Here is an 11814-nt window from a genome sequence, read left to right as displayed (position 1 = left end):
ACGACACATCGGCCGGCACGGCGATCAGCGGGACGTCGTGCTCGCGGCAGGCGACGACGAGGTCGTCCGGCACGAAGCCCAGCAGCCCCTCGCCGGCGACCGCGTGGCCCGGCTGACGGCCGCCCTCGCCCGCCAGCGGGAGCTGCTGACCGAGGTCTACCGGGGGCAGCAGCTCGACGAGCTCGTCACGCGCACCTCGCGCGAGCTCGGACTCCCCGTGTCGGTGCTGACCGCGACCGGCCGGACCGCGGCCTCCGCCTCGCCCCTGGGGCTGGGGGAGATCGAGCGGGTCGTGCACGCGGCGCTCACGGCCCGGCGCAGCCCGGTCGTGGTCGCGGACGCCCGCGGCGGCGCCCTGTCGGTCCTCACCGTCGCAGGCGCGGGCGAGCACCGCGCCACCTCCTGGCTGGTCGTCGTCGGGGGCGACTGGAACGACTGGCCCGCCGCAGTACTCGACGCCGTGACCGAGCTCGCCGGAGTCGTGGGGGTCTACCGGCTGCAGCGGGAGGCGGCGCTCTCGGCCGACTCCGCTCTCGCCGACCGCCTGCTCGAGCTCGTGGAGGAGGACAGCGAGCAGCCCGAGGCCGCGGTGTACCTGCGGCAGCTCGGACTCGGCGGCGCCGGGCGGTGCGCCGTGGTCGCCGCCGAGTTCGAGGGCGACGCGCCCCCGGACCTGGCGCGCCGTGTCCTGGTCGACGCCGCCGCGCACCTGGGCCGCGCCGTGGTCGGACGCGACGCCGAGGGCTGCGCGGTGGCGGTGCTGCCCACCGAGGCGACCGATGCGATCCCCACCGGCGCGGATCCGCTCGCCGTCGTCACCTCGGCGCTGCGACGAGCGGGAGCCGCGTGGCCGGGCGCCGTGCTGCGCGTCGGGACGAGCGCCGCGACTCCGCTGCCCGCGCTCGGCGGCGCCCTCCGCTCGGCACGCTACGGGATGCTGCTGCCGGGCTCTCCGGGCGACGACGCTCCGGTGCGGGTCAGCGACTCCGGGGAGGTCACCTCCGCCGTGCAGCTGCTGAGCGCGGTCCCCGACCACCTGCGCTCAGTGTTCGTCGAGCTGGTGCTCGGGCGGCTCGTCGAGCACGACGCGCGCTACGGCTCGCAGCTGGTCGCCACGCTCGCGGCGTTCCTCGACTGCGGCGGCTCGTGGGTGCGCACGGCGGAGCAGACGCACCTGCACCTGAACACGGTGCGGTACCGCATCGCGAGGGTGGAGGAGCTGACGCAGCGCGACCTGTCGGACACCGCGGACCGCGCCGACCTGTTCCTGGCGCTGCGCCTGCGCTGACGGCCGGGTGCGCGCGGTCCGCACCGCGCTTCCCGGGCCGGCCCCGTCACTCCGGAGCCACGATCCGCCTGCCCCGGACGTGCACCGCGGCGATCGCCGGCTCGCGCAGGGTCATCAGCAGGGCGAAGAGCAGCTGGGCCGTCGCCTCCTCCTCGTCGTCCGCGCGGATCCCGTGGGCGAGGACGTCGGCGAGCGGCTCCCACCGGTCGGGCTCGATGCGGAGGAAGTCCGCGTCCTTCCCGGGGTCGAGGCTGCCGAACCGCTCCTCCTGGTCGAGCGCCCGCGCGCCGGCGAGCGTCGCCGTGAACAGGAGCTCGGCCGGATGCAGGGCGACGGCCGCGTCGCCGGGCTCCGAGAGGTGCACCTTGAAGGCGTCGTTCGCCACTCGCGCCAGCAGCCACTCGTCGCCCGCGCCCACGTCCGAACCGAGGGCGACGGTGACCCCCGAGGCGACGGTCCGGCGCCAGGGCATGGTGCCGGAGCCGAGGAACTGCTGCGAGGTCGGGCAGTGGGCGATCGAGGTGCCGGTCTCCTCCATCCGGTGCAGCTCCGCGTCCTGGCAGTGCACGGCGTGGGCGAGGATCGTGCGCGGCCCGAGGAGGGAGGAGCCTCCGCGCGCGGAGCCGGGGAGGAAGAGCCCGTCGTAGGTGTCGAGGTAGCTGCGGGTGCCGTACGCGCCGAGCACGGCGGCGATCTCGCCGTCGCCGGGCCGGTCGTTCTCGTTGAGGTGGCTGTGCACGTAGACGCCGCGTCCGCGGACGTCGTCGTAGAGGTCGCCGAGCGCTCCGAGGGTCCGGGGAGTGACGGACAGCGAGAACCGCGGGACGAGCGCGACCTGCAGGAGCGGGTCCCTCCCGTGCCAGCGGTCGATCTCCTCCGACGCGAGCGTCAGCGCCTCCTCCTCGGAGGTGATCAGGGGAGCCGCCGAGGCCGGGCCCGTGGTCTGGATGCCGCGCCCCGACACGATCCGCAGCCCCGCCTCGCGGCTGCGCTCGAAGAGGGCGTCCTGCGCGGCCGGGAACGCGGAGCCGAAGACCATCGCGGCGGTCGTGCCCGCGGCCACCCGCCGCCGGGTGAAGGCGCGCGCGACGACGTCGGCGAACTCCGGGTCGGCGAGCCGCGCCTCCGCGGGGAACACCGTCCGGTCGAGCCACTCGAGCAGCTGGCCGCCGCCGAAGCCGTCGGTCGAGAACGTCTGGGGGAAGTGCACGTGCGCGTCGACGAAGCCGGGCAGCAGGATCGACGCGGCGTCGCCGGAGACCGGCAGGAGCGCGAAGCGGTCCGGCAGCTCGCGGTACGGACCGACCCAGGCGATCGTGCCGTCCTCGTCCACGGCGAGAGCGCCGTCCGGGATCGACACCAGCGACTCCCGCGCGGTCGTGAGCGTCGCACCCCCGGCGACGTGCAGCACGTGCCCCCGGTGGACGCCCCCGGCGCCGGTCACACCAGGCCCGTGTAGGCGGTCCAGGCTGATCCCGCGGGCGGCGCGTCGTCGCGGGTGACGCTCGCCTGGATCAGCCCGTAGGGGCGGTCGGCGGCGTGGAAGACCTCGTTGTCGTTCTCGACGCCGAAGGGCGACAGGTCGTAGACGAAGTGGTGCTTGTTCGGCGCGGAGAGACGGATCTCGACGATCTGCGGGTACTCCTCCAGGACCGCCTTCCCCATCTCGAAGAGCGTCTGCTGGAGGGCGAGGGAGTGCACGGTCGCGAAGCGGCTCGTCATGAGCGCCTTGACGCCCGCGTAGACCGCCTCCCAGTCCATCGCCGCGATCTCGTCCTCGCTCATGGCGAAGCGCCACTTCGCGACCAGCGAGGTCGCCATCACCCGGTCGTTCGTCGGCTGCAGGACCGTGTACGGGTCGGTGAGGAAGCCGTGGAACTCGCTCCCCGTGGACTTCAGGATCGTGAGGTCCTTGAAGCCGCCGGTGATCCAGATCCGCCGCTCGTCGCCCGAGCCCTCGACCGTGACCGACGCGATCCGCGTCTCCTGGCCCTTCCGGACCCAGGTGTGGTCGTGCTCGCGCCCGTCCACCAGCACGCGCTCCCAGGCGAACTCCTCGATCTCGATGCGGGCGCCGTGGACGGGCTCGTAGCCGTCGACGAAGTGGCGGGCCAGCTCGAGGCCGTAGGGCTCGATCGAGCGCAGGCCCTTCTCCTTGGCGAAGGCGTACGCCGTCTGCTTCTGCGTGTCCGTGGGCAGGACGGCCGACTGGTCGCCCTCTCGGTGCGCGGCCTCGAAGTCGCCGCGGAGGGCCGTGGAGACGTTGACGTCGTGGATCTCGTGCCGCGGGGTCTCGCGGTAGATCCGCACGACGCGGTTCTCGGCCTTCCCGTACTGGTGGTCCCCGAGGATGATCGACATGTCCGCTCCTGTCCGTTCCATTCGGCCGGGCCCGGTCACGCGGTGGTGCCCGTCCTGCTCGCGGCTCCTGCGAGCCCGTCTGCCAGCCTCGCGCCTGGCGGGGGCTCCGCGCACCGGCGGAGCATCCCGAGGAGCCGCCGCCGGGACTCCGAGTCTTGTGCGATCCGCCCGCTCCGCGGCTCCGACCCGCCTCCGTTCACACGCTCGAAACCTGCCGATGACACGGCGGCGCTCGGCGTGAGCGGTCGAGCTCCCCGAGGTGTCGTCAGGGAGGCGGGGGATCGGCGGGTCGAGGTCAGGGGCGGGTGAGGAGGCGCCCGGCGGGCGGGACCGTCGCGGCGGTGACTCGGCGGCCGCCCACCCAGGTGGCGGCGACGGCGCCGCGGAGGACGCGGCCCTCGTAGGCCGAGACGGGGTTCCGGTGCGAGAGGGCGTCGACGTCCACGCGCCACTGCGCCTCCGGGTCGAACGCGACCAGGTCGGCGTCGGACCCCGCGTGCAGCAGGCCCTTCTGGCCGAGCCCGGCGAACGCGGCGGTCGCCGTGGACATCCAGGCGACGACCTGCTCGAGCGGGATGCCCCGCTCGCGGGCCCCGGTCCAGACCGCGCGGAAGCTCAGCTCGAGTCCCGAGATCCCGCCCCAGGCGACGCCGAAGTCGCCGCCGGCGGGGAGCTTCAGCTCGGCGGTGGCGGGGGAGTGGTCCGAGGCGATGATGTCGATCGTCCCGTCGAGCAGCCCCTTCCAGAGCAGCTCGCGGTTGCGCTCGTCGCGGATCGGCGGGCAGCACTTGAACTGCGTGCCGCCGTCGGGGATCGAGCCGGCGTCGAAGGTGAGGTAGTGCGGGCAGGTCTCGGCGGTGATCGGCAGCCCCTCGGCCTTGGCCTCGCGCAGGAGCGGCAGCGCGTCGGCGGAGGAGAGGTGCAGGATGTGCGCGCGGCAGCCGGTCTCGCGGACGGCCTCGATCACGTGCAGGATCGCGCTGCGCTCGGAGGCGGGCGGGCGGGAGTCGACGAACGCGCCGTAGGAGGCGCCGGGCTCCAGCGCGCTCGCCTCCAGTTCGGCCGGGTCCTCGGCGTGCACGATCAGCAGTCCGTCGAAGGCGGCGATCTCGCGCATCGCCTCGACGAGCTGCTCCCGGCTCAGGTGCGGGAACTCGTCCACGCCGCTCGGCGAGAGGAAGCACTTGAAGCCGAAGACGCCCGCGTCGTGGAGCTCGCGCAGCGTGCCGAGGTTCGAGGGGATCGCCCCGCCCCAGAAGCCGACGTCCACCTGCGCCTGCGGCCCGGCGGCCGCGCGCTTGGCCTCGAGCCCCGCCACCGTGGTGGTCGGCGGGATCGAGTTCAGCGGCATGTCGATGATCGTGGTGACGCCCCCGGCGGCGGCCGCGCGGGTGGCGGAGGCGAAGCCCTCCCACTCCGTGCGGCCCGGCTCGTTGACGTGCACGTGGGTGTCGACGATCCCCGGGATCAGGACCTGGCCCTCGGGGAGGACGATCTCCTCCGTGGTCCGCCAGGGGGCGTCCCGCTCGCCGACCGCGACGATCAGGCCCTCGGCGATCGCGATGCTGGCCGGACGCCGGCCGTTCTCGGTCAGCACGTCGGAGGCGCGGATCACGAGGTCGAGGAAGGGAGCGTCGTCAGGCATGGATCGACCCTATACTCGGCATGTTTCCTGCGTGTGAGCGCCCGTCGGCGGCTCCGCCCGGCCTCCCCGCAGCCCCGGCGCCGTCGCCTCCCGTCCGAGAAGAGGAGGCCGTCGTGCTCGACATCGCCGACCCCCTGCTCGAGCGCGTCGAGGCGGGCGGGAGCGTCGCGGTCGTCACGGTCACGCACGTCTTCGGCTCGGCTCCCCGCGCTCTCGGGTCCTCGATGGCGGTGGACGCGGAGGGGCGCGCGATCGGCTCGATCTCCGGCGGCTGCGTCGAGGCGCAGGCGTACGCGCTGGCCCAGGAGGTGCTCGGCACCTCGGGCAGCGCGTCCGAGCACTTCGGCTTCGACGACGAGGCGGCCTTCGCCGCGGGCCTGTCCTGCGGGGGGCAGCTGCGCGTGTTCGGCCAGGTCGTCGACTCCGGCTCCACCGCGGTCCTCGCCGAGCTGCGCGCCGCCCGCGCCGGCCGCTCGGCCGCGCTGGCGATCGTCGTCGGCGGCCCGGAGGAGCTGATCGGCCTCGTCCTCACCGGAGCGACGCGCCTCCAGGACGTCGTCGGCCCGCACCTGGACGAGGACACCGCCCGCCGCATCCTCGCCGAGCGCGAGGCGCGCCTGGCCTCCGGCCGCTCGGCCACGGTCGAGACCGCCTGCCGGAGCGCCGAGCTCGAGATCGCCTACATCGTGCACGCCGAGCGGCCGCGCCTGCTGATCTACGGCGCCGTCGACTTCTCCGCCGCGCTCTGCTCCGCCGGATCCCTGCTCGGCTACCGCGTGACCGTCTGCGACGCGCGTCCGGTGTTCGCGACCGCCGAGCGCTTCCCCGGCGCCGACGAGGTCGTGGTCGAGTGGCCGTCAGACCACCTCGCCCGCGCCGAGGTCGACTCGCGCACCGTGATCGCGGTGCTCACGCACGACGAGAAGTTCGACATCCCGCTGCTCGAGACCGCGCTCGCGCTCCCGGTCGTCTACGTCGGCGCGATGGGATCGCGGCGCACCCACGAGCGGCGGCTGCGGCTGCTGCGCGAGGCGGGAGTGACGGAGGAGGCGCTCGCCCGCCTGCACTCGCCGATCGGCCTGGACATCGGCGCGTCGACGCCGGAGGAGACGGCCGTGTCGATCCTCGCGGAGGTCCTCGCCGCGCGCACGGGGACGTCCGGGGAGCCGCTCGCGGGGCGCTCGGGCCCGATCCACGCGGCGCGCTGAGCCGCACGTCCTCCCTTGACGGCGCGCCGTCGTGATCGCGCCGGCCTGCTCGCACTCCGGCGGGAAACGGCCGCGAAACACCGCGCTGCCATGCTCGGGGCATGCAGCGCCACGTCCTCACCGGAGCCCACGTCGCCACCGTCGACGCGCACGGGACCGAGCACCCCGTCGGCCACGTCGTCGTCGACGACTCCCGCATCGTCGCCGTCGGAGCCGGCGACCCTCCGGCGTGGGCCCTCGACGGACGGTCCCCGACGGGCCTGCCGGCGCAGGAGGCGATCGCGCTCACGCGGGTCGACGGCCGCGGCCGCCTGCTCACTCCCGGGCTCGTCAACACGCACCACCACCTCTACCAGTGGCTCACCCGCGGCTGGGCGCAGGACTCGATCCTCTTCGACTGGCTCGTCGCGCTCTACCCCGCCTGGTCCCGCATCGACGCCGACCTGACCCGCTCCGCCGCCCTCGGCGCGATGGGCGTCCTCGCCCGGTCCGGCTGCAGCACCGTCGCCGACCACCACTACGTCTTCCCGCGGGGCTCCGGCGACATCGTCGGCGGCATCGTCGACGCGGCCGGCACCCTCGGCCTCCGGCTGCACGCGACCCGCGGGTCGATGGACCTCGGCGAGTCCCGGGGCGGCCTCCCGCCGGACTTCGCCGTCGAGACCACGGCGGCCGCGCTCCAGGCCAGTGGAGAGGCGGTCCAGCGGTACCACGACGCCTCCGCCGACGCGATGGTGCGGGTCGCGATCGCCCCGTGCTCGCCCTTCTCGGTGACCACCGACCTGCTGCGCGAGTCGGCCGTCCTCGCCCGTCAGCTCGGGGTCCGGCTGCACACCCACGGCTCCGAGACCGTGGAGGAGGACGCCTACACGCGGGAGGCGTTCGGCCTCTCGCCCACCGACCACCTGGAGTCGCTCGGCTGGCTCGGCGATGACGTCTGGATGGCGCACTGCGTCCACCTCGACGCCGACGCGATCGCGAAGTTCGCGGCCACGGGCACCGGAGTCGCGCACTGCCCGTCCTCGAACGGCCGGCTCGCCGCGGGCATCGCGCCGATCCCGCAGCTGCTGGCGGCAGGAGCACCGGTCGGCCTCGGGGTGGACGGCGCGGCGTCGAACGAGTCCGGGCAGCTCGGCTCCGAGATCCGCGCCGCGGTCCTGATGAACCGCCTGCGCGCCGGCGCCGACCGGATGAGCGCCCGGCAGGCGCTCTCGGTCGCCACCATCGGCGGGGCCCGGGTGCTCGGCCGGCAGGACGAGATCGGCTCGATCGAGGTCGGCAAGCTCGCCGACCTCGCGCTCTGGCGGATCGACGGGATCGAGCACGCGGGCATCGCGGACCCGGTCGCGGCGCTCGCACTCGGAGCGCAGCCCCCGCTGAGCCTGCTCCTGGTGCAGGGTCGCCCGACGGTGCGGGAGGGACGGCTGGTGAACGCGGACGAGGACGCGATCGCCCGCGAGGTCGCCCGGGCGAGCACGGAGCTGGCGTCGCGCGTCTGAGCTGCGGCGGCCGATCGGCGCTCAGCCCGTCGTCGTTCAACCGGGCGGCGCCTCCGCCTCGACGGACGCGACCGGGGCGGCGTCCGGGTGCAGGAGCCGCCAGATCCGGTCGCGGGAGAGCGGCAGCTCGGTCGGCCGCACGCCGATCGCGTCGCGGACGGCGTTGGCGAGTGCGGGGGCGACCGGGTTGTAGGGCGCCTCGCTCATCGACTTCGCGCCGAACGGCCCGAGCTCGTCGGCGGTGTCCGCGAAGAGCACCTCGGTCTCGGGCACGTCCGCCATCTGCGGGATGTGGTAGTTCCGGAGGATCGCCGTGGTCACGGTGCCCTCGCCGTCGAGGATCACCTCCTCGTACAGCGCCGAGCCGATCGCCTGCGCCACTCCGCCCTCGACCTGCCCGCGGCACTGCGCCGGGTTGATCACGAAGCCGGCGTCGGCCGCCTGGACCGACTGCAGGATCCGCACCTCGCCCGTCGGCTCGTGCACCGCGACGCGGAAGCCCTGGACGTTGAACGCGAGCGAGCGCTGAGCGCCGTCCTCGCTCCCGGTCGCGGTGACCGGTCCGCCGGCCGCGCGGACCAGATCGGCGAACGCGACCCGGGTGCCGTCCGGAGCGAGCAGGCCCTCGTCGTCGGGCTCGAAGGTCTCGTCGTGCCCGGTCAGCCGCTTGGCGAGCGCCTGCAGCTCGGCGAGGAGGCGCGTCGCGGCCGAGTGGACGGCCTTGCCCGCGACCACCGTGCCGGCGCTGCCGAACGCTCCGGTGTCGTAGCGGGCCGCGTCCGTGTCGGACTGGCGGATCCGCACCCGGTCGGCCGAGGCGCGGAAGGCGCTCGCGACCAGCTGCGTGTGCACGGTGGTCGTCCCGTTGCCGAACTCGGCCGTGCCGACGCCGATGGTCAGCACTCCCTCGGCGTCGACGGTGACGGTCGCCTCCGAGAAGTGGCCCCGCGGTGGGATGGTGGCGATCATCGCCAGTGCCGTGCCCTGCCCTGTCCGCCACCCCGGTCCGTCGGGGGCGGGGGAGCCGCCGCCGCCGGCCAGTGCCGCCTCGGTGAGGTCGAGGCACTGGTCGAGCCCGTAGGAGGCGAAGCCGATGTCGTCGCCCTCGACGTGCGTGACCACCAGCGGCTCGCCCGGGCGCACCGCATTGATCCGCCGCAGCTCGAACGGGTCGATCCCGAGCTCGCGGGCGAGATCGTCCATCGCCGACTCGATGCCGAAGATCACCTGCCCGAGGCCGTAGCCGCGGAACGCCCCCGAGGGGAGGTTGTTCGTGTAGACGGCCTGCGCGTCGACGCGCTTGCTGGGCGCGCTGTAGACGGCGACCGACTCCGAGGTGCCGTGGAACATCACGCCGGGTCCGTGGTTGCCGTAGGCGCCGGTGTCCGAGAGCACGTCCACGGCGAGGGCGGTCAGCCGTCCGTCGCGTCGGGCGCCGAGCGTGACGCCGACCCGCATCGGGTGTCGGCAGGGGGCCATCGTGAACTCGTCGCTCCGGGTGAACTCGAACTGCACGGGCCGGCCGGTGGCGAGCACGGCGAGGGCGACGACGTCCTCCGTCAGGATCTCCTGCTTGCCGCCGAAGCCGCCGCCCACCCGTGCCGTGAAGACGCGGACGGTCGACGGATCGCGGTCGAACAGGCGCGCGATCTCGTCGCGCACGAGGAAGGGCACCTGCGTCGAGGTCCGCAGCACCAGCTCTCCGCCCTCGAGCCAGCCGATGGTGCCGTGGGTCTCCAGCGCCGTGTGCGCGACCCGGGAGGTCGAGTACCGGCCCTCGACGACCACGTCGGCCTCCGCGAGTCCGGCGGCCACGTCCCCGTACTCTCCGTGGAGCTCCGCGACGACGTTCGCCTCCGGCCGGGCGATGCGCGAGGCGATCGGATCCTTGTCGGCGTGCAGGAGCGGCGCGCCGGCCGAGCGCGCCTCCTCCGGGTCGAAGACGGCGGGCAGCACCTCGTAGTCGACTTCGACGGCGCGGCAGGCCGCCTCCGCCTCGGCCACCGACTCCGCGACCACCACGGCCACGCGCTGCCCGCGGAACCGGACGACGGTGTCGAGCATGCGGGTGTCGTCCGGGTCGTCGAGCCGGGACTCGTGGCGGGCGGTGGAGTAGAGGACGTCCGGGACGTCCTCGGCGGTGAGGACCGCGACGACGCCCCGCATCGCGCGGGCGGCGGTCGTATCGATCGAGCGGATGCGCGCGTGGGCGTGCGGGCTCTGGACGACCTTCAGGTGCAGCAGGCCGGGGACGGCGACGTCGAGGGTGAACGGCTCGCGGCCCTGGACGATCCGCCGGCCGGCGGGCGCGCCGAGCGAGCGGCCGACCCGGGACTCCTCGGCCGACGGGCGACCGGTGCGGCGGACGGGGGTGAGACCCGACGGCGGGGCCGCGTGCCGTCCGCGGACCGGGGCCTCCGTGCGATCCGCTCCGGACGGCTCGGCCGCGTGCGCGCCGTGCCCGGACGCGCAGGCGCCCGTCACGGCCTCGCGGATGGGGCGGTAGCCCGTGCACCGGCAGAGGTTGCCCTTCATCAGCCGCGGCACGTCCTCGGCGCGGACTCCGTCGAGCGCCGTGGCCGTGACCACCATGCCGGCCGTGCAGAAGCCGCACTGGAACGCGCCGGCCTCGACGAACGCCTCCTGCACCGCGCTCGGCTCCTCGGGCGTGCCGAGGCCGGCCGCTGTCGTCACCTCGCGCCCCTCGACGCGGTGGGCGGGGTAGAGGCAGGAGTGGAACGGCGTCCCGTCGACGAGGACGGAGCAGGCGCCGCAGTCACCGGCGTCGCACCCCTTCTTCACCTCGAAGTGCTCGTGGTCGCGGAGGAGGGTGCGCAGCACCTGGCCGGGGCGGGGGGAGGCGTCGACCGGCTCCCCGTTGACGGTGAACCTCATCGGGCGCCTCCGGTCAGCTCGGTGCGGATCTCCTCGGCGAGCACGCGGACAACGGCGTGGCGCCAGTCGGCGGCTCCGTGCGGGTCGGTGAACCAGGTCGCGACGCCGTCGACGGCCGCGGCGAGCTCGGCCGAGGAGGGAACGGCGGCGAAGCGGAGCCGCTCCGGCCGGACGGTCGCCGCGGTGATCGTGAGCACGAACGCGCCGTCGGTGTCGAGGCGGCCGATGACGACGGCGCCGGAGCGTCCGAGAGGGGAGAGCGCCGTCTTGCGGAACGCGGTGCGCGCCCGGAGGGAGGAGAGCGGGAACTCGATCGAGCGGATGACGTCGTCCTGGGCCAGGGAAGTGGTCATGTTGCCGGTCACGAGCTCGGCGACCGGCACGGCGACGTCCGAGCCGTCGGCCCGCCAGACGAGGGCGGTGGCGTCGAGCGCGGCGGCGAGGCTGATCATCGGTCCTGCGGGCAGGGCGTTGGCGATGTTGCCGCCGACAGTGGCGACGTTCCAGATCTTGAAGGAGCCCAGCAGGGCCGTGCAGCACTGGAAGAAGAGCGGATGGGCGGTGTCGCCCGCGTCGGGCATCGCGGCGAGCTCGCTGAGCGTGCAGGTCGCTGCAATCGAGAGCCCGGCGTCCGTGCGCACGATCGGCTCCCACGCGAATCCCTGCAGGTCGAGGAGCTCGTCGAGGTGGTCGTGGGGGAGGGAGAACACCCAGGAGCCGCCTCCGATGACCGCTGAGCGCGGCCCGCGGCCCGCCAGCTCGGAGCGCTCGCGCACCACCCGGACGCGCTGGATCGTGTTCAGGTCCATGCCGCGCCTCCGTCCCGCGCCCGTCGGGCGTCTCCCCCCAGTGAACCCCACCCGTGTGACGCACCTACTGGCGTCCTACGCCCGCTCCACCGTGCTCATCCACGTCCCC

8 protein-coding genes are annotated in these 11814 nt (G+C 74.5%); 3 read left to right on the top strand and 5 right to left on the bottom strand.

The features are described from left to right. Positions 1 to 1288, top strand: a 1288-nt coding sequence (locus C5D04_RS16435; protein WP_181137746.1) for a CdaR family transcriptional regulator, incomplete at its 5' end; no start/stop codon positions are given. Positions 1289 to 1334: 46 nt separating this feature from the next. On the opposite strand, the gene C5D04_RS16430 is transcribed toward C5D04_RS16435, so the two are convergent. The 3 genes from C5D04_RS16430 to allB all read right to left on the bottom strand — a co-directional run bounded on the left by C5D04_RS16430 (position 1335) and on the right by allB (position 5294). Next, positions 1335 to 2732 carry an amidohydrolase family protein gene (locus C5D04_RS16430; protein ID WP_104348041.1) on the bottom strand — a complete coding sequence of 466 codons (1398 nt, stop codon included), beginning with the start codon at positions 2730 to 2732 and terminating at the stop codon, positions 1335 to 1337. Next, entirely contained in the window at positions 2729 to 3649 is a 921-nt protein-coding gene (gene pucL, locus C5D04_RS16425) for a factor-independent urate hydroxylase (protein ID WP_104348040.1), read from the bottom strand. Before pucL ends, C5D04_RS16430 begins: the two co-directional genes overlap by 4 nt. Before the next feature lie 295 nt (positions 3650 to 3944). Further along, a complete protein-coding gene (gene allB / locus C5D04_RS16420; RefSeq protein WP_104248249.1) occupies positions 3945 to 5294 on the bottom strand; it encodes an allantoinase AllB in 1350 nt (449 codons plus the stop codon). A gap of 113 nt (positions 5295 to 5407) precedes the next feature. On the opposite strand from allB, the gene C5D04_RS16415 reads away from it, so the two are divergent. Together C5D04_RS16415 and C5D04_RS16410 are read left to right on the top strand one after the other, a co-directional pair. Further along, a complete protein-coding gene (locus tag C5D04_RS16415) occupies positions 5408 to 6502 on the top strand; it encodes an XdhC family protein (protein WP_104338118.1) in 1095 nt (364 codons plus the stop codon). A gap of 101 nt (positions 6503 to 6603) precedes the next feature. Then, positions 6604 to 8001, top strand: coding sequence for an 8-oxoguanine deaminase (locus C5D04_RS16410; protein ID WP_104348039.1), 1398 nt, complete (start codon positions 6604 to 6606; stop codon positions 7999 to 8001). Between the two features lie 36 nt (positions 8002 to 8037). On the opposite strand, the gene C5D04_RS16405 is transcribed toward C5D04_RS16410, so the two are convergent. Both C5D04_RS16405 and C5D04_RS16400 read right to left on the bottom strand, forming a co-directional pair. Then, positions 8038 to 10896, bottom strand: a complete 2859-nt coding sequence (locus C5D04_RS16405; protein ID WP_104348038.1) for a molybdopterin cofactor-binding domain-containing protein — start codon at positions 10894 to 10896, stop codon at positions 8038 to 8040. Then, entirely contained in the window at positions 10893 to 11705 is an 813-nt protein-coding gene (locus tag C5D04_RS16400) for an FAD binding domain-containing protein (RefSeq protein WP_104328941.1), read from the bottom strand. Before C5D04_RS16400 ends, C5D04_RS16405 begins: the two co-directional genes overlap by 4 nt. Between the last annotated feature and the right edge of the window lie 109 nt (positions 11706 to 11814).

The sequence above is a fragment of the Rathayibacter sp. AY1D2 genome, assembly GCF_002932695.1.
GTDB lineage: Bacteria > Actinomycetota > Actinomycetes > Actinomycetales > Microbacteriaceae > Rathayibacter.
This window is presented reverse-complemented; position numbering and strand designations above follow the sequence as displayed.

Coding starts and splice junctions, on each gene's coding strand:
- pucL (WP_104348040.1), bottom strand. CDS start 3,649: ATGTCGATCATCCTCGGGGACCACCAGTACGGGAAGGCCGAGAACCGC.
- allB (WP_104248249.1), bottom strand. CDS start 5,294: ATGCCTGACGACGCTCCCTTCCTCGACCTCGTGATCCGCGCCTCCGAC.
- C5D04_RS16410 (WP_104348039.1), top strand. CDS start 6,604: ATGCAGCGCCACGTCCTCACCGGAGCCCACGTCGCCACCGTCGACGCG.
- C5D04_RS16405 (WP_104348038.1), bottom strand. CDS start 10,896: ATGAGGTTCACCGTCAACGGGGAGCCGGTCGACGCCTCCCCCCGCCCC.
- C5D04_RS16400 (WP_104328941.1), bottom strand. CDS start 11,705: ATGGACCTGAACACGATCCAGCGCGTCCGGGTGGTGCGCGAGCGCTCC.